General features: G+C 47.4%; 20 protein-coding genes. 17 read left to right on the top strand and 3 right to left on the bottom strand.

The window, feature by feature from the left end; translation table 11 throughout:
- Window positions 1–430 precede the first annotated feature (430 nt).
- The 4 genes from rlmH (at window position 431) to FC96_RS05620 (ending at window position 3346) form a co-directional block, all read left to right on the top strand.
- Window positions 431–910, top strand: a complete 480-nt coding sequence (gene rlmH, locus FC96_RS05635; RefSeq protein ID WP_054660293.1) for a 23S rRNA (pseudouridine(1915)-N(3))-methyltransferase RlmH — start codon at window positions 431–433, stop codon at window positions 908–910.
- Window positions 911–942: 32 nt separating this feature from the next.
- Entirely contained in the window at window positions 943–1962 is a 1020-nt protein-coding gene (locus FC96_RS05630) for an Abi-alpha family protein (protein ID WP_056942316.1), read from the top strand.
- 497 nt (window positions 1963–2459) lie between these two features.
- Window positions 2460–2834, top strand: coding sequence for a hypothetical protein (locus FC96_RS05625; protein ID WP_054660287.1), 375 nt, complete (start codon window positions 2460–2462; stop codon window positions 2832–2834).
- A gap of 98 nt (window positions 2835–2932) precedes the next feature.
- Window positions 2933–3346: a pyridoxamine 5'-phosphate oxidase family protein gene (locus FC96_RS05620; protein WP_162253147.1), complete on the top strand. Its 414-nt coding sequence runs from the start codon at window positions 2933–2935 to the stop codon at window positions 3344–3346.
- Between the two features lie 71 nt (window positions 3347–3417).
- Here the strand turns inward: FC96_RS05620 and FC96_RS05615 are convergent, their stop codons facing one another.
- The gene (locus FC96_RS05615) at window positions 3418–5841 is read right to left on the bottom strand and encodes a YhgE/Pip domain-containing protein (RefSeq protein ID WP_056942314.1); all 2424 of its coding nucleotides are present in this window, start codon (window positions 5839–5841) and stop codon (window positions 3418–3420) included.
- Between the two features lie 187 nt (window positions 5842–6028).
- Here FC96_RS05615 and FC96_RS05610 point away from each other — a divergent pair, with 187 nt between their 5' ends.
- On the top strand, window positions 6029–6607 hold the full coding sequence (locus tag FC96_RS05610; RefSeq protein ID WP_056942313.1) for a TetR/AcrR family transcriptional regulator: 579 nt from the start codon (window positions 6029–6031) through the stop codon (window positions 6605–6607).
- A gap of 59 nt (window positions 6608–6666) precedes the next feature.
- Here the strand turns inward: FC96_RS05610 and FC96_RS05605 are convergent, their stop codons facing one another.
- Window positions 6667–7824, bottom strand: coding sequence for a DUF2075 domain-containing protein (locus tag FC96_RS05605; protein WP_056942312.1), 1158 nt, complete (start codon window positions 7822–7824; stop codon window positions 6667–6669).
- A gap of 192 nt (window positions 7825–8016) precedes the next feature.
- Here FC96_RS05605 and FC96_RS05600 point away from each other — a divergent pair, with 192 nt between their 5' ends.
- The 5 genes from FC96_RS05600 to FC96_RS05580 all read left to right on the top strand — a co-directional run bounded on the left by FC96_RS05600 (window position 8017) and on the right by FC96_RS05580 (window position 13251).
- Window positions 8017–8622: a helix-turn-helix domain-containing protein gene (locus FC96_RS05600; protein ID WP_056942311.1), complete on the top strand. Its 606-nt coding sequence runs from the start codon at window positions 8017–8019 to the stop codon at window positions 8620–8622.
- A gap of 182 nt (window positions 8623–8804) precedes the next feature.
- Window positions 8805–9359: a TetR/AcrR family transcriptional regulator gene (locus tag FC96_RS05595; RefSeq protein WP_056942310.1), complete on the top strand. Its 555-nt coding sequence runs from the start codon at window positions 8805–8807 to the stop codon at window positions 9357–9359.
- 152 nt (window positions 9360–9511) lie between these two features.
- Window positions 9512–11272: a CocE/NonD family hydrolase gene (locus FC96_RS05590; RefSeq protein ID WP_056942309.1), complete on the top strand. Its 1761-nt coding sequence runs from the start codon at window positions 9512–9514 to the stop codon at window positions 11270–11272.
- A gap of 81 nt (window positions 11273–11353) precedes the next feature.
- Window positions 11354–12247: a LysR family transcriptional regulator gene (locus FC96_RS05585; protein ID WP_056942383.1), complete on the top strand. Its 894-nt coding sequence runs from the start codon at window positions 11354–11356 to the stop codon at window positions 12245–12247.
- Window positions 12248–12300: 53 nt separating this feature from the next.
- The gene (locus FC96_RS05580; protein WP_056942308.1) at window positions 12301–13251 is read left to right on the top strand and encodes a zinc-binding dehydrogenase; all 951 of its coding nucleotides are present in this window, start codon (window positions 12301–12303) and stop codon (window positions 13249–13251) included.
- 506 nt (window positions 13252–13757) lie between these two features.
- Here FC96_RS05580 and FC96_RS05575 read toward each other — a convergent pair.
- The gene (locus tag FC96_RS05575; RefSeq protein WP_420835106.1) at window positions 13758–15011 is read right to left on the bottom strand and encodes a chloride channel protein; all 1254 of its coding nucleotides are present in this window, start codon (window positions 15009–15011) and stop codon (window positions 13758–13760) included.
- Window positions 15012–15311: 300 nt separating this feature from the next.
- On the opposite strand from FC96_RS05575, the gene FC96_RS05570 reads away from it, so the two are divergent.
- The 7 genes from FC96_RS05570 to FC96_RS05540 all read left to right on the top strand — a co-directional run bounded on the left by FC96_RS05570 (window position 15312) and on the right by FC96_RS05540 (window position 20877).
- The gene (locus FC96_RS05570) at window positions 15312–15818 is read left to right on the top strand and encodes an IS1096 element passenger TnpR family protein (protein WP_056942306.1); all 507 of its coding nucleotides are present in this window, start codon (window positions 15312–15314) and stop codon (window positions 15816–15818) included.
- 155 nt (window positions 15819–15973) lie between these two features.
- Complete coding sequence (locus FC96_RS05565; RefSeq protein WP_054660266.1) at window positions 15974–16351, top strand: helix-turn-helix transcriptional regulator; 378 nt, start codon at window positions 15974–15976, stop codon at window positions 16349–16351.
- 171 nt (window positions 16352–16522) lie between these two features.
- Window positions 16523–17113, top strand: coding sequence for a YdeI/OmpD-associated family protein (locus FC96_RS12710; RefSeq protein ID WP_082593342.1), 591 nt, complete (start codon window positions 16523–16525; stop codon window positions 17111–17113).
- 88 nt (window positions 17114–17201) lie between these two features.
- Window positions 17202–19142, top strand: a complete 1941-nt coding sequence (locus FC96_RS05555; RefSeq protein ID WP_056942305.1) for an elongation factor G — start codon at window positions 17202–17204, stop codon at window positions 19140–19142.
- Window positions 19143–19198: 56 nt separating this feature from the next.
- Entirely contained in the window at window positions 19199–19432 is a 234-nt protein-coding gene (locus tag FC96_RS05550; RefSeq protein WP_054660264.1) for a bacteriocin immunity protein, read from the top strand.
- A gap of 152 nt (window positions 19433–19584) precedes the next feature.
- Window positions 19585–20211: an endonuclease III domain-containing protein gene (locus FC96_RS05545; protein WP_054660262.1), complete on the top strand. Its 627-nt coding sequence runs from the start codon at window positions 19585–19587 to the stop codon at window positions 20209–20211.
- A 123-nt stretch (window positions 20212–20334) separates the two neighbouring features.
- Window positions 20335–20877 (top strand): GNAT family N-acetyltransferase, encoded by a 543-nt coding sequence (locus FC96_RS05540; protein ID WP_056942304.1) that lies wholly within the window; start codon window positions 20335–20337, stop codon window positions 20875–20877.
- The last annotated feature ends 18 nt before the right edge of the window (window positions 20878–20895 follow it).

Raw genomic sequence — 20895 nt, 5'->3', positions numbered from 1 at the left:
GGCTCTATTGTGGTACGGTAAAATCTAGTTAAACTGTGTTTATTGGATTTTTTTCCGAATGAGCCGGAAAGGGGTACGGTAAATAATTCGCTAGTCACTAAACGGCCACGTAAACTGTGGATAACTTTGTGGATAACCCAAAAAAGTTCGAAAATTGACCAAAAGATTGTTAATTCAGTAGTTGGCCGATTTAAGCGGATTAGTTATTCACAGGCTGTGGAAAACACGACAACCGAAATAGGTGGGTGCCGCAAAACGCTGATTTGATAGGGAATGTAGCGCTATCTTAGGGTGGGCGAACTGGGGTTGTAAAACCGGGATTTTTCAATCCACATGTTGATAACCCCGAAAAACCGGCTTTTAAGACCATCATCGGAATTGTGGATAACTTTGTGGATAACCTTGTTGATAAGGATGTGGAAAACTGTTTATGAACATTAAATTAGTCGTTGTGGGTAAGTTAAAGGAGAAATATTTTAAGCAAGGCATCGCTGAATACGCTAAGCGCCTGTCACGATTTTGTAAATTTGAAATTGTTGAAGTGCCAGACGAAAAAGCCCCTGAATCACTGAGTGACGCTCAGATGGCGCAGGTCATGGCCAAGGAAGGGGAGCGCATCCTAAGTAAGATTAAGGATCGCGAATACGTTTACGCGTTAGCCATCCTGGGTAAGGAACGGACCTCAGAGGCTTTTGCAGCCGAAATTAAGCAGTTAACGACGTATGGGCACTCCGACATTACGTTTGTGATTGGCGGCTCCCTAGGGCTTGATTCAGCCGTTTTAAAGCGTGCTGACACGCAGATCTCGTTCGGCAAGTTTACGCTGCCACACCAATTGATGCGATTGGTGCTGACGGAGCAGATTTATCGGGCGTTTATGATTAATGAGGGGTCGCCGTATCATAAGTAAACAAGGTTATAAGGGAAATGGTGTAATTAATAATGATTGATTCGAATTTTTTTGTAAACAATATGTTGGTTCCATTTTCGGCAGCATTAGCGGGTGGAGTTGGAGCGGACATTGTCAAACCAATATTTCACGTTTTAGATAATTGGTTTTATTTAACATTTGGTTCAAAATCAGATTTTAAAGTTTCTAAAGAAAAACTTCTTCAGCAAAATCAATTAGATATTTATCAATTTGAACTTGAAAAAGTTCATAATATTGGGACGCTTAAAAAAGAAATTATTGACGAACTCAACATCATTGAAGAAAGTAATCTTGTTGTTCCAGATAAGCATATACTTGCCAAGGTGATGTCAAATATTTCCATTTATTTGGATGTTGATGAGACCAGAAGGATATTTTCAAAAATCATCGCTGCAAGTTGTGACTTTAGTAGAAAAAAAACGCTCCATCCGGCAGATGTAGATCTTTTGGAACGACTAACTGCCAGCGATATAAATTTGTTGCGTACTCTGTATCTATCACTTGGATTTGCACTAGAGGTAGTACCAAAAGGATACGCTGAATTTGAAAATAGCGATAATCCGTGTCCTGTTGGGATTAAAGACGAGGAATTAGAGAAACATTTTATCTTTACCAGTGTGGAAGGGGAGGAGGAACCTAACTTTGCGGAAGGTAATTACCATGTAGATATGGATCAAGTTGTTGATTCTAAACACAGCCCAGAGGACAGTATTAAGTTACTACAGCGAATGGGTTTGGCATCATCTATCGATTTTAATGATTTTTATCAGCCACTAGTAGTTGATATTCCAGAATTTGTTAATAGTGTGAGTCAGAAAATACTGGAAACAGATGAAGTGCTAGCGTACAAACAACAGTTAGAGGACGGCTTTGAGGCTTGTTATTTGAGCGTTACAACGAAGATTATTCAGCTTACCGAGTTAGGTGAACATGTATGTAAAATTATTTTCTCAGATGTTCAGGTTCCTTTTGTTATGACATCTGACTTTGATGATTTTGAAATTGGTATCGAAATGGTTAGAGGTGAATAAGAGTACTAGGATCATTAGGTGGTAACCATTTGGTCTGAGTTTAAGCGTTGAAATCCGATAATACTCATCAAGTATGACGAAATAACTAAAGAATTGGTGGGTGTATAAGTTATGTAGCTTAAGAGAAAAATATAGTGTTGAACAAGACAAATTGAAGTGAAGATAGTAGTTCTAGAGGTTGATCATCTGTAGTACTACTTTCAAGGTTTATTAAGTTTGATATTACCAATGTGAAGATATTTCATATTAGAAAGGCACCATGTTACGCCAGAAATTTGTATTACGTGATGCTCATTTTGATTTGCTTGTCCGACTCCTTAACGCTCAGTGATGGTACCTCGGTTCAAGACTCAATCAAGTCCCTTAAATTCGGTTAACCATCGTTCAGGTCAGCATTGTGGGTCAAAAAACTATTCGCATGTGTAAACTCTTTGCTGATCCTGCTTGCCAATTTGTACCAGATTACGGTCGATGATCTGGTTAGAGGAGATGTCAGCATGATGAAAAAGCGTGTGAATCAGGTTCGAACAAGATGGCTGTTGGTTGGGATTGGCGTGCTGCTGGTCGCCACGTATCTGGCGCTAATCAGTATGCGGTTTTTCTCGCCGGTTATCAGTGCGCTACTCATTGGAACCTTTACCACTCTTGGAATCGGCCTGATTGGGGTCTTCATCAGCCAAATGAGGCGACTACAACTTCGAACGTTTAGGCAAATTTTAGCGTACGTTCAAGATAAGCCGGTAGGTGCAGCCCCTCGAGTGAGTCGGCGTAAGCAACTCTGGCAAGCGGCTTTAGGTGCGGTTATTGGTCTGTTGCTGGGCGGCGGTTTGACGTGGCTAATTGGGGAATACCTGCTAGGATGGCATTTTTAAGGCCTGGATGTTGCATTTATCTTATGAAGCGCTTACAATCTAATCGCAAAGCAGATAGGCATTATTTTGAAACTAAATTAAATGTGGGAGTGATCATTTTGGCAGATAAAACCGATTTAGAAAAAATTGTGAACGGTACCGCTCAAATTGCAGTAGCTACCCTAACTAAAAACGGTCAGGCACCCGATGTTCGGATTGTGTTAGGGGTTTACGATAAAACCAGTGATCAAGTACTTTTTATGTCTAGTGCTCAAGCGGAAAAAGTGGCCGAAATAGCGGCCCACAGTCAAGCTGCTTTTGCGACGCCTCAATTTGGGGAGCTGGGATACGCACGGATTCGGCATGCGGTTGTCGAGCAAATTAATCCGACGCCTGAACAGTTAGACCTATACAATAATAAATATCCTGAGAACGCTAAATATGCCGCTCACTCAGACTTCTTCGCATTGCGCTTTAAGGAGGCAGAGGTGACAGTGGACGGTCATACGACGGTTGTGAAAGTGACGGATTAGTACTGAACTTAAGAACGTAACAAAAAAGGAGCCACTACCCACAGATCATGCGGGTAATGGCTCCTTGGCATTTAAACAGCTGCTTCCTTCGGAATATCCATCCGTCTCATTCTCAAGAATAAGCGGGTGTAGTGCAGAATCTGCAGCAACGAGAAAATGATGAATATGACCAGGAGAACGAAAATAGCGTTCCAGGCGCTGCTGCCAATCATAATCGTTTCTCGCAACCCATCCACAATGTAGGACAGTGGGAGGTACGGGTGAATGGCTTCAAAGAAGCCATTGCTGAGCTGAATCGGGTATGTTCCGGCTGAGCCACCTAGTTGTAAGACCAGTAGGATCATCGCTAAGAACGTGCCGACTTTTCCGAGGATTAAATTCAGCCACGTGACGATACTCATGAACGTGATGGCGCCTAGGACGGTTAGGCCCCAAGTCGCCCATGGATGAACCGGGTTGAAACCGTCCACTGCGTGCAGTGAAACCAATACGATGGTGGCTGCTAGAGCGGCCACGCCATTCATGATGGTTGATTTACTGAGCCACCAGAAGAAACCGTTCTTGGGGTGCTTGCGTGGGGTGTAGGCGTCAAACATCAAGTTTAATGACAGCGCGCAGACGTAAAGCGAGACGCCAATCATGTAGGGGGCCATCCCAGTTCCGTTATTTGGCACCTGGTCCTTTTCGGTTTGGGCTAAATCAACTGGTGAGGCGAAATCCTTGGACTGCTCATTATTGAAAGCTAAGCGCGGTAGTTTGGCGGCGCTGGTTGCCAGCTTGGTGCTTAAAGTGTTCACACCGGAGGACAGGGTATGGCTGCCATCGGCCAATGTGTTAGCGCCTGTTGCTAATTGGTTTGTTCCAGCGCCGGCTTGCTGGAGCCCGGAGGTGACCTGTGCGTTGCCTGCGATCAGAGAGCCGCCCTTTTGGCTTAACGTGCCGAGCCCCTGATTGAGGGTGGCGGCACCGCTGTTGAGTTGGCCAATTCCACTGGTTAAGGCTTGAACCTGAGGAGCTGCACTGGTGAGGCCACTGCTTAATTGATTGGCACCGGCTGTTAGTTGACTAGTCGCGCTGTGGGTAGCTGATAACCCACTGTTGAGCTGTTGACTACCGACGTGTAGGCGCGTTGTGTTTGCCGCCAGTTTCTGGTTGGCGCTGGCGAGTTGTGAAGCGCCGGCTGTGAGCTGATTTAAGGCGCCAGTCATTTGGGAATTGCTGCTGGTGGCCGCGCTGTGCGACAGGTTAGTAAGTGCCGTTGAAAGCTGGTTGAGAAGCGGGGTTAGCTCTGCCATTTGGGCCTTTTGGCTGGTGGTGATTTCTTGGTCAGCGGCGGCTTGTAAAGATTGGGTCTGTGCTGCTGTCAAGTTTAAGGCTTTGGCTTTGGCGGCTAGTGCCGTATTCACTGATTGAGTGGTAGTGGCACTCGACACACTAGCAATGGCCTTTTGGGTGGCGCCGACCAGTGATTGGAGATTTTTCAACTTGGTGGCATTTTCACCAGATTGCTGGCTAGTTGCTGTTAATTGGTTGGCGAAGGCCTGCAATTCTTTGCTGAATGTGGCGCTCTTCGTCGCGATGGTTTGACTACCGGCTTGCAGTGAAGCAATCCCTGTGTTTAGTTGATTTGCCCCGCTTTGAAGGCTTGTTATGGCCGGTTGGGTCTTTTTGAGGCCGTTTGTTAGGGACTGACTCCCAGATTGAAGGGTTGAAATGCCAGTTTGGAGCGCTGGTAGTTTTTGGTTAACGGTCTTTAAACCGCTCGATAACTGTTGGCTGCCAGACGAAGCTTGAACGACGCCCTGAACGTATTGGCCTAAGCCAGTTTGAAGGGTTTTACTACCTGATTGTAATTTAAGCGTGCTGTTCGCTAACTTATTGAGATTGGTGGCGAGTTTTTGCGACCCGTTATTCACTTGGTGAGCACCGCTACTGAGTTTTTTGCTACCAGTGGCCGCTTGCTTGACGCCACCTTCCACTTGGGTGAGGCCACTGACCAGCACCTTAGTATAGGTTGAAGCAATCTGCCCGTTAAGGCGGGTTTGTACTGAAGCGGCGCCACTCGCAGACATTTTGCCGGCGATAAAGCTCTTTCCGGAGCTGGTCACCAAGTTCAATTTCATCTGTTGGGGGTGATCCGTCAGTAGGGTGGTGGCGTTTTTTGAGAAGTTCGCCGGAATTTTGTAGATGGCATAGTACTTACCACTGTCCAGGCCCTGTTGTGCCTGATGGTCGGAGACAAATTGAAAGTCGAAACCGTTGCTGTCCTTCAGTTGTTTAGTTAAGTCATCGCCAACGTGTAGCGTTTTTCCCGACATTGACGCGCTGTGGTCGTCGTTAACCACGGCAATTGGCAATTGGTCCGTCCGACCGTATGGGTCCCACATTGAGCTTAAAAAGGTGACAGCATAGATTGTTGGAATCAAGGCGATTGCCAGGATTACAACGATTAAAAGTTTGTGGTCTTTAAAGTAACCAAGTTCGGCCTTAAGCATGTTAATAGATCCTCTTTCATTGAAATGATATGGCAAGTAATCAGTCCATAACACGTGCTAAAAAATGGACACTTGCAAAACTGATGAAGCCATGATAATGTCATCTCGATATGACAGCAAGATTCAATTTGTCTGAATTGTTTAGATTTGGACGGAATTTGAAAACTGCAAAAGGATCTGATTATTTATGAAGTATGATTTGACGAAGAAACCCACTCGGGGTGCCCAGCGAACCCTGCAGGCGTTCTCCGATACAATGTATCAGCTCATTGGCAAAAAAGCGTTTGAAGACATTAGCGTTAATGAAATTTGTCAGCTTAGTAACTTTCCCCGGGCGACGTTTTACAACTACTTCGATGACAAGTATGATCTCCTAAACTACTGTTGGTACCTCATTGTAAACGGACTGAGGGGCGAGAAACATCGTGCCATTCGGGCCACAAGCGACTTGAAGTTGTATCTGGACCGTCTTTACGAGTTGTTCGATTCCCACCGAGAACTGTTACAACACATTGTCTTGCACAACCCAGTTGACAGCGCGCTATTCACGAACTTTAATGCGTACCTGAGAAAGACACTGAGAGAGATTTTCACTAATGATTTAACTCACTATGATGACCGCATTCCGTTGAGCATGTTGGTGACTCATTTCAGTAATACCGTCATGATGATGTTGGTCGCGATGTTTTTGCAAGAAGACCCCATCTCACTGAATCAAGCGCACGAGTATCTAGGTATTTTATTGGGATACGTGGGGAAGGCTTAATGGCGGTTTGAAATTAAAAATGGGTGAGCTGCCAGTTAGGCGCTCACCCGTTTTTGTCACTATTGTAGTTCCAACAACCGCTTCCGCAGCGCTGGGTCGTAGGCCGTCAGATACAACCCGTATTTACCGCGCTTCATCAACACGTTCAACACATTAGCGATAAAGGCTTTGTATTCATCGTGGCTAAACTTAATGTCCTTTCGCTTCTTGAAAATTTCCTTATGTGAGTACTTTTCAGGAATGATGGTCATGCTGTCAGTCTCGGGGTCGTAGCCAAACGACGGGCCAATCACCATTCCCACATAGTTGAGGTCAAAGCCCTGGAGCGTGTAAATTGTCCCAACCTGAGTAATGGACCCTTCTCGCTTTGCCCAGTGGGTGCGTTGGGGATCCCATTCGTCCCACGGCAAGCTGAACGTGTCCATTTCAACGTTGTGGCGGCCATCAATGCGGGGGAACCCTGACGTTGCAACCATCCGACTCATGCCAACTTCTTTGTTGCGTTTTTTGATTTGCTCGAACATGACACCGGCCTTGTCGAACACTTCGAATTTGAATTCGCTGTTGCGGGGAAACGGCTTCATGGGCTTTTCAGCCGTTAAGTCGTCCATCCAGGCCACCTGTTCGTCACTTGCAACCATTCGATATTGGAAGTTCATGTCGAATTGTTTGTAGGGATGAGAGCCGATTGTCTTGAAAAGAAGGTCTTTATCCCAGTACATTTTTGACTGGAAAACCTGGTCGAAGTCATAGACCACCACGACCACCTTCGCTAAGTCCATGAGGTCGGTCAGTTGGTTTTGACCGCGATAGTGCGCATAGGGTTCGGACTTGGAATATAGTAGGTGCGCCTCATCAACAAAAATGACGTCGTAGCGTTTGTTGTTTTTTTGCGCGTAGTTAATCAATGATGTGGGGCGCCGGATGTCGCTCACTTTCATGTTGGGAATGGCTTCACCGAGATCCTTGTAGGCCTTGAACAACTCGGGATGGTTGACCACCAACGACGTCTTATAGTGCTTGTCAGTCATGTACTGACGGACCAGTTCCATTAAGACAACTGATTTTCCAGTACCAGCGGCACCTTCAATAATAGCGACCGAGTGTTGATTACCAGCTAGGCTGCCTTGGATGTAGTCGTTCATCTCTGTAATGACGTGCTTTTGGTCAGCCGACAAATCATCTACAAAGAATTGTTCTTTTAGTATTTCGTTCATTATTAAACCCTCTAATCCGTTAATTGTTGCAGCGCTAATCATTGTAGCATAATTTTTAGGTGCCCGACTACTAGACAAAAATAGTTGGCTAAAAGCCTGCCATGACGCGGATGCAAAGATTCTAAGCTCGCCAAAACTTGGCGTAATCGGTAAGATAAGTAGTGAAAGAACAGAATGAAGGGACTTGAGTGTATGGAAGTGAGTGAGCGGTTGGGGCGGGCCAGAAACAATCAGCAGTTAACCCAACTTGAGGTGGCCCAACGCCTGCACGTTTCGCGACAAACGATCTCAAATTGGGAGACGGGCCGCAGCTATCCGGATATTGCCAGTTTGCTAAGTCTGGCAGATCTGTATCGATTGTCACTAGATTCATTACTTAAGGAGGATGCAAAGATGATTGAAGACGTGAAGAAAAAAGAACGCGAACGCCGCGGTACTCGAGTAATCGTCATGAGTTCCCTAGCAGTGGATTTAATCGGGCTTGGCATGATTTTAGCGCACGTTTTTAAGGCTCCGGGATTCGGGATGGGCCGGTTGACGGCAATGCTACTAGTATTATTGGTTTGCTTGAATGTGATTGTTTTGGAAGCGTCTGCGGTGCGGTACCAGCAATTGTCAGGGGCGACTAAGGGCACTAAAATGACACTCCTAACGATACTATTTGTACTGATGTTTGTGATAGCCATTATAGCAACACTAACGACGAACTTGGCACTTGTTCTGGGGATCGCCTGTGGTGGACTCGTCGCATGCCTGCTTTGGTGGTGGTTAGTTAGATTAACAAGTTTAAAATCGTGAGCGATATTGTTTCACGTGAAACATTCCGATCATGACTTGCGTGGAAACCCCGCACTAGGAGCGCCATGATTTTTTAAATAATAGTTGTCATTTAATAGAATAAACCTTAATATATTGACTGGTTAACTTAAATGAAAGAGACTTATGAGACACATTATTACTATATGTCTCGGTACATATTGATGGAAAAAGTATTTTTAAATGAACCAGTCAAAATTAATCGTCGCAAACAGCGGACCGAAGAAAAACTATATAATGCTTTGCTAGCAGCTTATCAAGATCAAGACGATTTCAATCGCATTGAAATTAAAGCATTTTGCGAACGAGCGGGCGTTTCACGGGCGACCTTCTACCGCCTTCATCCGAACCTGGCGGATGTTTTATTAGCTCAATTTGTGCGGTTAATTAGCCGACTGGCACAACAGATTAATGCGTTGAACCAAGTTGATTTTGAGTCGTGGAGCACTGTGGCGGTCTCTGAGATTGAAGATCACCTGGTTCTTTTTAAACTGGTCAAGTGGGCGGGGATCCAAGAATCGGTTGAGGCGCTGCTTAGCGAAACCATTCTAAAGGGGATGGCCGAAAATGGGTGTTCAACGGCGAACCAGCAATTCGTGAGCCAATTTATCGGGTCATCTCTGCTACAGTTTGCCCGGCAAGTTGCCGAGAATCCAACGCCGTTAACCCGGTGCCAGACATTGGCCCTCTATCGGCGGTTAATGCCTAAAGTGGAATAAGCGTGGCGGAACGGCACCAGTTCGTGGTATTCACTTCCTGAATACCAGGCAGTGAAACGCCGTCATTATCCGCTTTTGCGATTGTACTTTGAGCTTGGCAGCCACTATACTTCGAGATGGTTAAAGAAAGACGACAACTTGGAGGTAATAAAATGACTGTTAAAATTACTGAAGATATGAAATTTAGTCCAGCTTTTGATTACATCGATGACGGTGTGGAACACGGCGTTTTGAGCCCGTTTGAAACAAAGAAAATGATCCTAAAAAAGGGTGAGCAAATTGCCCCTGGTTTCAAGCCCCTGGACGTCGATATTAAGATGCTAAAGGACGTTCCCGTGACGATGCGTGATGGGGTCAAAATCTACGTTGATATTTTCATGCCAACGGATGCGGTAAAGGTGCCAACCTTAATTGGCTGGAGCCCTTACGGCAAGAGTGCTGGCACGGCACCGCGTTATACAAACTTGTTCAATATGCTCGGAATGGGAAATGCGTGGAGCTCTGGCTTAACGAAGTTTGAAGCTGCTGATCCCGCATACTGGGTCGCTCATGGCTATGCGGTCTGCAACCCTGACATGCGTGGGATTGCCCACAGTGAAGGCAACATTACTGAAATCGGTTCTCAAGAAGCTCAAGATGGTTACGATCTTATTGAATGGATTGCCTCGCAACCGTGGTCAAGTGGTAAGACGGCTTTGACCGGGACGTCGTATCTGGCTTGGTCACAGTGGTTTATCGCCGCTGAGCAGCCACCGCATTTAACAGCGATCAATCCGACAGAAGGGTTGTCGGATGGTTACCGCGATCTCGCCTATATTGGCGGCATTCCAGACAAGAATTTTATTAATCGTCTGGGAGCCAACCACGTGAGTGCAACGGGGGCGCTTCGTGAAGATTTGACTAAGGAAATCGACGCTTACCCACTTGCTGATGCAGCGGTCTGGCAGGATAAAATAGCGGATACCAGTAAAATTAAGGTGCCAGCATACGTGATTGGTAGTTATTCCAACACGTTGCATACCATGGGTACATTCCGTGCATGGCGGAATCTGGGATCTTCTGAGAAGTGGTTGCGAATCCACGATCGGCAGGAATGGCCGTTCTACTATGACAAGGACAACACCGAAGAGTTACGTCGGTTCATGGATTACTACCTGTTAGACAAGGATAATGACTGGCCAAAAACCCAGCAGGTTCGCTACACGACAATTGATTTTGAAGGGCATAATAAAACGGACATCGCGGCCACGGCCTTTCCACCAACGGGTAGCCAACTGACGCGCTACTATCTGAACGGCCAGCTTCGGTTATTGCAGACGGAACCAACGACGACCGACGTGCCAGTAAAGTATCAAGCAGGCGGCTTACCCGGCCGGGCTTCGTTCCAGATGACGTTTGAAAAAGACACTGAATTTGTCGGCTACCCTAAAGCTAAGTTATACATGGCAGCAGAGGGCTACGATGACATGGACGTCTACGTTTGGGTTCAAAAGCTGGATGCTCGTGGTAACGTGCTAAGTGAATTTGTCGTACCAAACCACGGTGCTGCCCTGCAAGACTTTACGCAAGAAGGAGCATCAGCTTTGCGTTACAAGGGTGTCTGGGGACGCTTACGAGCTTCCATGCGGCACTTGGATGACAAGGTCTCAACGGATGAGATTCCGGCTTATGCGTTTGACCGGGTTGAGAAGCTCTCAAATGGCGAAGTCGTCGCTCTCGACATCGTGTTGAGCCCAATGGGCCTTACCTACAAGGCTGGCGAAACGCTACGTGTGGTTGTCAGCTCAAAGGACGAGCTGGGCGGCGTTATGCCAGGAACACCCGGTGCTACTCCTGATAATAAAGGCACTCACATTTTACACACAGGTGGCGAGTACGCTTCATTCTTGCAATTGCCACTCATGACGAAGTAGAAGTCAATCTTGTTGTATAAAGGGGTTTGGTGTAACTTTATTTTAAAGTTAGACCAAACCCTTTTTGAATGGAGCGGGAATGTGAAATTATCGACGTTAACTTATTTTGTTGAAGTAGCCAGGGAACTCAGCTTTACCAAGGCAGCTGAAAAACTGTATGTTTCTCAACCAACCCTCAGCCGCCACGTTCAAGAGTTGGAGTCTGAATTAGGCGTGTCGCTGTTTCAACGTCAAAGTCACGATTTACAGCTAACGGCCGATGGGGCCAAGCTACTCGTGGCAGCTGCTGACGTTTTAGAACGGGTGGAACACTTATCGAGGATGTTTAGCGATTCGAGTACCGAACAGACCACGCAAAAGGTCTTTAGAATTGGCTATTTAAGTCATTTTAATCTGGCACGACTGTACGAGGTGTTGTCTCGCTTTGAGTCTGACCATCCCGGTGTGCAGTTTTTATTGTCAGCTGACGGGCCATTGGGCCTTGCTGAGGGCTTAGGCGATGGTCACTATGACCTGATAGTTGATATCGCCTCCTATTTGCAAGATCAGCCAACGTTTCAAAAGGGATTATTCATGGAGAACCACCTGCAAATTGCCATTCCGGAAGGCAATCCGTTAGCAGCTCAAAAAACGATTAATTTCGCAGACCTCAAGAATGAAACATTGATATTATTTGAACGCCAGCAATCGCCCATCATCGTCGACTATGTGATTAATCAGGGACTGCAAAACGGCTTTAATTTAAGGGCCAACCACTACGTGACAAACCTAGAGGAAGGTCTATCGATGGCGGCAATGGGTAAGGGATTACCGTTTCTGTATTCCGGTATGAACGATCAGACCCTGGAAAAGAAGTACCACATCAAGATTGCTGACTTACAAGATGACAGTTTAGACCAAAACATTCTGGTGGCTATTAATCAGCAGCGAACCAGCGAGTTACTGAGCCAGTTATTTGAGACGTTACAGCAATAGAAAAGGCTAATTTGTTCGGGATGAGGCCATCCTGTCACGGAAAGGATTAATCAATGAAGGCACTTTATTTTGAATCGTTTGGTGGACCAGAAGTGTTGCAGTATGGTGACATTGCTGATCCGGTTGTTAAGGCCGATACGCTGTTAGTCAAGACGACGGTCATCGGTCTGAACTTTGCGGATATTTATCGGCGTCGCGGCCATTATCATATTGAGCAGCACCAGCCCTACATTGATGGTTATGAAGGAATCGGAATCATCACGGCAATTGGCCAGGCGGTGTCGGAATATGAGGTTGGCGAGCGCGTGTTGTTTGTTGACGTTCCGTTTGCTAATGCTGAGGTGGTCGCCGTGCCAGTGGACCGAGCCATTCGAGTACCGGCGAGACTGACGGATGAAGAGGCGGTCACCGTTGGCTTGCAAGGCTTAACGGCAGATTTTCTAGCCCATGATTTGGCTCAGAATCGGCCGGGTGATCCCGTGTTGGTTCAGGGTATTAGTGGTGGTGTCGGCCAACTGCTAGCGCAATTACTAGTGGCGGATGGTCAGGTTGTTTATGGTGTTGCATCTAGTGCAACGAAGGCCCAAGCGGCGTATGAGATTGGTGCTCAACAGGTCTTTAGACGTGAGGATGATTGGTCCAGCACGCATCAAAATTACTTTCGGACCGCATTTGACGGTGCCGGGGTCACGCTGTTGGATAGCCTAAAAGTCACGCAAAAACGTGGTCGCACGGTCTTTTACGGAATGGCCGGAGGGAACCCACCAAAAGTTGACCCAATCGCGCTGATGAAAGACTCAAAGAACTTGATGACAGGGGATTTGTGGGATTTTTTAGACTCCGCCAAGAGTCGTCAAGCACGCGCCGATCGCTTATTTCACTACGTTTTGACACAACAGGTTCAAGCTCAGCCCGCAAAAGTTTATGCACTGGCTGAGGGCGCCCAGGCTCATCGCGATTTGGAAGCAGGAGCCTATGCGGGCAAACTGCTATTGAAACCTTAGGGTTAATTAGAGCTGATGTTTCACGTGGAACATTTTGGGTTGATAGCTGTCTTCCATCGTAGATCAAAGGATTCGTGACAGGTGCCCCTTGATAGTGCTAAACTAAATTCATTAACTGAGAAGAGGGGGATTCACATGGCTGAATACACCGTTACTTTGACTGAAGCAGACTTGGAAATGATCAAGGATTGCCACTCAAAGAACCCGTCAATCATGAAAGCAATGAACGACGCAAAGAAGAACTAGTTAGTTAACGCCAGCCGATTAGATTGCAAAGTAATCGGCTGGCGTTTTTTAAATGAGGTCGACGAAGTAATGGCTAAGGCTGTGTCATTGGAGGAAACGGTGGTTCAACCGATCACACAAACTGGACTGGGACGGCTATTCGGGTTATTTCTGGGAAGTCACATATGGTGGTGACTGGGAATTTGACGATCAAGATATGCTGATCATTAAGTAAAGAAAAGGCCCTAGACGATTATGGCAATCGTCTAGGGCCTTCATAATTAATGGGAGCGACTAGGATTTAAGATAACGTGAGAAGTGGTTGTCGCCAAAGCAACGCCCAATCCTAACGGGAGTAACGCGGAATGGTCTAAATGACACACTTCAAATAGCATGAATAAGGCCATGAGCGGGGCCTGCTGCGAACTTGCGAGTAATGATGCTGCCCCAATAATGCCTGCTTGCCAGATGCTGATGGCCGGGACAAACAGGTGAATGGCAAAGCCCAAGGCCATACCAATTGTTGCGCCGATGGCGATCGATGGTGTCAGCGTGCCGCCGGATGCGCCTGCGCGGAGTGAAAAAACGGTCACAATAGCCTTTGCTAGGCCACCGATGAGGAATAACCAAATGAGATTAACTGATTGGTTCATAAAAGCCGGTTGCGCTAAGGCCCGACCATTTCCCATAATTTGGGGGAAGGTCGTGGCAATCAAGCCGGTTACCACAGCAACGGCCGGTAGCTGCCACAGCAGGTGATTATCCCGGGTCTGGTGTTGGTTGGCCCATTGGAAGGCCTGGCGGAAGTAAGCGCCTAAGATCCCGCACAGTGGTCCCAAAATAAGAACAACGAAGACGGATGTGGCCGAAAAGGCGCCACTGCCAACCGCGTAGTAGGGGTGAAAGCCCCGTAGAAGAGAACCAACCAGCATGGCAATTGACGACATCGTCAAACTCACAGCGACAGCGCGTCCGGTCACCTTCTTATAAAGGAGTTCCAAGCAAAACATGGCACCGGTGATTGGCGCGATATAAACGCCGGCAAAACCAGCACCGGCGGCGGATGCGATGAGTAGTCGGCGGTCGTCGTCACTCAGCTCGATATGGCGGAATCGTTTCAGGAGTCGTTGCCAGGTTTGAGCGAGCATGGCACCTAGCTCGCGGGGTGCTAATTCCCGACCAACCGAACCGCCGGTAGCGACGAAGAAGATTTGGGTTAACACGTGAACAATCGTTGTGGTAACAGGCATTTCCTGACCATCAAGGGCCTTAGAAATACCAACGGCAGGCTTCATCCGGGTGCGCATTAGCCACCAGACAACGGCAGCAACTAGGCCGCCAGTGACCAGAGAGAGCATCCGATGGGCCGGTGAAATCAGCCCGGCGAACGGGTGGGTAGCCGTTTCGTTGAAGTTGAGAAACAGGGATTCAATCAAATCCAGAAAGGCCCCCAAGAGAAGTGAGCCGGTACCAGCGACGATTCCCAAGACGATGGTGGAAATGGTCATAATGAAGTTTTCGTGTGACTTAGACATGCGGTCCATCCTTTTTGACGGGGCTAACGCCGGCGTCCGTTATTATCCTTAACTGTATCATTATAGAAACTAAGTTGGGGAAACTCAAGGCGGGGGTACTTGGAAAACGGTTTAGTCGAAATCCCGGGCGTTTAAGATGCCAGTGGCTTTAAGTACCTTAACCTGAATCAAAGCGGTACAATTAATATACAACGAGTGACAGAACTTCCTAAAATATACAAAATTTAAATAATTGCGATTATAACTCGCAAATCCAGCAACATTAATTTATAAAATTTATATTCAAAAGGAGGACTTCATTTGGACAAAGGCAGCTTGATGCAACTTAAAATATCCCTTCTTGGAAAGCGGGTGAGTCGAACCGTTTTGGTGGCCAATAGCATCCGTTACGACCAATTGCACGGTTTGATTCAACTGTTATTTGGGTGGTCAAATTTGCACCTTCATCGATTTGATGTCCCCCAAACTGACACCCAGTACCGAGCTGAATTGGACGATGACTTTGATGACCACGAAACGTTCAATGACGAGCGACACTATTTTGCGTATCCGGATTTGCAAAAAGGTGATGTGATTTACACCTATGATTTTGAAGCCAATTTGCAGCATCGCATTCGGTTGGAAGAAAACGTCACCATGGCGCACTTCATTAAGGCGGGCTATCCGCAGGTGCCATTCTGTGTGAGTGGGGTGGGGGTCAATCGACTGGCTGATTCGGCAACTGAGCCAATGGCTGACCGGTTCGATCGACAGGCAATCAATGACCAACTGGCAGCCATTAGTGACGGCTGGTTTTCGTTGGATTAAGTCGCCCGCAACTACTGGATTGTTGTTAGACTGGCGTTTCAGTCGGGAGATGCCACGCTCAGTTGCGCAACAGGCAGTAGAACGTGGCAACTTAACGCTAATCGTTGCTGGTTAGCGACCAGTTATTTTGTCACATTAAGGGAAAGGAGTGAGGAATGATGACAATTAAATTTGCAACCCAGTTAAAACAGTTACGACAAGACCACGGGATGTCACAAGATCAGCTGGCCGAAAAATTGTTTGTGTCACGGCAAGCCATCTCTAAATGGGAGACGGGGGAAGGGACGCCTGACCTGAAGACGTTAGTCACAATCGCTGGTGTTTTCGGTGTGAGTCTGGATACCTTGATATTGGATGTGGCAACTAATCAGGCCCCGCAGCCGGACCCCGAGGCCTACACGTATAATCCAACGACGGGGTTATATACCCCCCGGTATGGACAAATGAACTTCTGGGACTTTCTTGCCCATTTCTGGTGGTTAATTTTTCCAATTGGTGGTTTTGTTGTTTGGATGGTTTCGGCGCTTCAATAGGGACTAGCCGCGATGAATTATGGGGAGAATCCTAGACGAGCCTGGCCACCAAGTACGACTCGGAAAGTATCAACGACTGAAGGGCAGGCCTACTGAAATACCCGCTAGCTGTAATGGTTATCCAAGGCGGTATTTCCTGGGAAATAATGCGGGTTAGGATGGGAGGGAACCATGACAGAAATCGAAATGTACATTCATCAGTTTTCGGAATCACAACAGCAGCTTGCTAATGCACTTTATGGACTTTTGCGTGAGCTTTTGCCTGAGGCAGAAGAGCGGATCAGCTATGCCATGCCGACTTTTTGGCAGGGGAAAGCGATCGTGTATTTCGGTATTTCAAAACACCATGTTGGATTCTATCCAACGGCTGAACCCATCGCTCATTTTGCAGCGGAATTAAGCAGTTATCAGACGACCAAAGGTGCCATTCATCTGTCGCTTGACCAGCCATTGCCAAAGGAACTGATTACAAAAATCGTTCGTTATCGGCTTGCTCACTTAAATGATCGTGCAGTGAGCCCTCGCCAAAGTCGGCCACGCCAAGTTATGCCTGAAGAAGTCTTCGAGGCGTTAAAACAAGCGGATGTTATGACAGCCTATGAAGCTCGCCCGCCGTATCAGCGAAACGACTACCTCAGCTGGATTAAACGAGCAAAACGGCCGGCAACTCAGGCGAAGCGGTTGGCTCAGATGGTGGCAGAGCTGCAACAAGGAGATACTTATATGAAGATGGCCTGGTCGCCTAAGAAGCATCGGTCGTAAGACGGCGCGGTGAGCGCTTTTTTCAAGCCGTCGTTTAGTGGTATATTAGGATATGAAGACTTATCTATAATGAATGAGGAATAAGGTCATGACGAAACAACTCACAACTGGAATTATTGCGCCCGTGGACGCGGGGAAAACGACGCTATCTGAAGCGTTACTCTACCATGGTGGCGTCTTAAAAAACCTGGGGCGTGTCGATAATGGGGATGCTTTTTTAGATCCGGACGCGATGGAGAAGCAGCGTGGCATTACGATTTATTTGCACCAGGCTAACTTCACTTACCAAGAGTCTCGGATTACGCTGATTGACGCGCCTGGTCACGTGGACTTTGCGGCCCAGGCTGAGCAAATGCTGGCTGCGCTAGATTATGCCATTTTGGTTGTTTCCGCCATTGATGGTGTTCAAGGTTATACCCAAACGCTGTGGCGCTTACTAGATCGCTATCACGTGCCGACGTTTATTTTTATCAACAAGGCAGACGCCGCCAGCGCTGACCTTGATGCTGTTATGAAGGCGTTGCAGACGACGTTTGGTGAGGGCTGCCGGGCCTTTAGCTCAGGACCACTGCCAACCGCCACTCTGGAAGAAATTGCGTTGAATGATGAGCGATTATTGGACGATTACATGGCGACGGGGACGATTGATGAGGCCGTGATTCGGCAACTTATTCAGCAGCGGACCTTGTTTCCCTGTTTTGCGGGGTCAGCCTTGAAGGATTCAGGAATTGCTGAATTTTTGGCGGGTTTTGATCAGTGGACGGTTGAACCGACTGTCCAGTCTGAATTTGGGGCTAAGGTGTTTAAAATTTCCCACGATGACAAGGGGGAACGACTCACTTGGGTTAAGTTAACGGGGGGCGAATTGAAGCCCCGCCAAAGTCCGGTGCCCGACCAAAAAGTTAATCAAATTCGACGCTATAACGGAGCACGTTATTCGGTGACACCGGTGCTATCTGCTGGTGAAGTGGGGGCCATTACGGGGTTAACGTCAACGTATCCGGGCCAGGGGCTAGGGGTTGAATCCGACAGTCAATCACCGCTACTGGCGCCTGTTTTAACCTATGCTGTTGACCCGCAACAAGAAGATATCGCTGCGTGTCTGGCTGCTGTGCAAGAATTGGCCGACGAGGATCGTCAGCTAACCGTGACCTGGCAGGAACAACTTCAGGAGATTCAAGTTCAAGTGATGGGTACCATGCAATTGGAAGTTTTAACCCAGGAGATGCATGACCGGTTTCACTTGGACGTTGGGTTTACTAAGGGCCGCATTTTATATCGAGAAACCATCACAGACTCGGTGGAAGGGGTCGGCCATTTTGAGCCGTTGCGACACTATGCAGAAGTTCACTTACAGATGACGCCACTTCCTTTGGGTAGCGGGCTGATTTATAAAAATCAAGTTTCAACGGATGTTTTGGATAAAAACTGGCAGCATCAAATTATGACAAATATGACATCTAAAAAGATGCTAGGGGTCCTGGCCGGTAGCCCCATTACCGACATGCAACTCACCCTAGTTGGCGGAAGGGGGAGCATCGTCCATTCGGTCGGCGGTGATTTTCGGGAGGCAACATGGCGAGCCATCCGTCAGGGATTGATGATGCTACGGACTCAAAATAAAGTTGCGCTGTTGGAACCGTGGTACCAATTTGAATTAGAAGTTGATCAGAACTTGATTGGCCGGGCGATGACGGATGTGCAACGCATGCACGGCGAAGCTGAACCACCTGAGACACACGGCTCCCATGCGGTCTTGAAAGGATTGGCACCGGTGAGCGAGATGCAAGGGTATGCACAGACGGTCAATGCTTACACCCATGGTCAGGGGCGGCTGGACTGCCTTGTAGCTGGTTATCGACCATGCCATAATCAGGCTGAAGTGGTTGAAAATATAGGGTATGAGCCGGTTAGTGACCTGGAAAATACGCCTGACTCTGTCTTTTGTGCTCATGGCGCTGGTTACCCTGTTGCGTGGGATCAAGTTCCGGCGATGGCCCACGTGGCCTATGTGACTAAGTTGCCATAACGTGGCCTAGCAAAATAGGCGGCTAATCGCAAAGTTTTAAACGACGCACAGCGGCATTGTATCGGAGTATCGACAACGAGCCGATTCGCCAAGTGTTGACGCGCGCCTATCAACGACTAGTGGATGGCGCTGATGTTAGCGATTTAACAGCTCACGCGGCTAGTGCTGTTAACTATCTGCGACTGACCCGTCACCTGACGTTTACGGCCAGCCAAGAAGATCTGTGGCGTCAGCTCCGTGACCAGGGCAACGCTGCCAAGAATAACCTGTTGGATTTGAGTGAGCGGTAGTCGCATTAATTGGGCTGTTGTTTCGGGAAGATTAAGTCAATGACGCTAATTGAGCACGGGTGCCAGCTGGTATCCGTGCTTTTTTAATGGTCGTCATTTCGCGTCAATCGGGGCCCTCGTGGTATCATTTGATAGTGAAATGGGGGAGCAAAATGACTTTTGAAGAATCAGCACGGCGGGTTTTGGATCATTTAGTGGCTCATTATGGCCCGCAGCACTGGTGGGAAGACGGTGAAACGGTGAAGGATTGGGTCACCATGATTTTAATCCAACAGGCCACGGCTCAGAATGTGGAGCGGGCCCTAGCCAATCTTGCACCGTACCTGACGTTTGAACGGCTCAATCAGCTGACCAGTGATGAATTAAACGAATTGGTGCGACCAGCAGGATTTTATAAGCAAAAGACCCGGTCCATTCAAGCCATGCTTGCTTGGTGGCGGACGTATCATAATGATGTGTCCGCATTCCAGTCAATATCGACGCCGGATTTACGCCGGTCACTGCTTAGTGTCCGGGGAATCGGACCGGAAACAGCTGATGTCATGCTACTTTACATATTTGAACGGCGGGTCTTTATTGCCGACCAGTATGCCTTGCGATTGTTCAAACGCTTGGGACTTGGTGACTTTGCGAATTACGCGGCGTTAAGCGTCGCAACCGAGCCGCTGTTGGTTGAACCAGATTGGGTGACGGTTCGGGAATGGCACGCCGTCATTGACGAGCATGGTAAGCAGTACCGAAAGCGGCCAGATATGGATGAGACGTGGTTGCTAAATTAAAATGTTTCACGTGAAACATTTGGAGCAGCGCTTAATTTTCCTTAAACGATGACGAAATTTCTCTTCCTGATGCCAAATTTCAGTTAAACTAGTAGTAACTAAACAAACTGTGAGGGAGATAAAATGACGTTAACGATTAAGCGAGTAGTCGGGTTGTCTGATGCAAACGCTCAAGTGAAGGCTTTATACAAGCGGGCTTTTCCCAAAGAAGAACGAATCCCTTATTCGTGGCTAAAATCACTAGCTCACCGGGCAATTGTGGATTTTTTAGCCTACTATGATGATCATCAGTTTGTGGGCTTTACCTACACGATTACGCATCACGACGTCTCCTATTTATTCTTTTTAGCGGTCAATGATCAGGTTCGTTCGAAGGGTTATGGGAGCCAGATTTTACAAGAACTTGATCATCAACACCCGCTGAACCGAATTATTTTAATGGTCGAACCACTGGATTCAACGGCAATTAACAGTCACCAGCGGGAAGCCCGGCTGGCCTTTTATACTAAGAACGGGTTTCATAGGACGGGGATCACGACGGTTGAACAAGGGGTCACCTATGATATGCTCAGTAAACGTGGTAACGTTACGGCGATGGAATATCGCCAACTGATCAAAAGTTTTACCGGTTGGTTGTTTCCATTCTTTAAACCCACGGTTAAGTAAAAATCGACCGAGTGAGGA

Source organism: Secundilactobacillus kimchicus JCM 15530 (assembly GCF_001433995.1).
In the GTDB taxonomy this organism is placed as follows: Bacteria; Bacillota; Bacilli; order Lactobacillales; family Lactobacillaceae; genus Secundilactobacillus; species Secundilactobacillus kimchicus.
The sequence above is the reverse complement of the archived record's forward strand: the minus strand, read 5'-3'. Positions and strand labels throughout refer to the sequence as shown.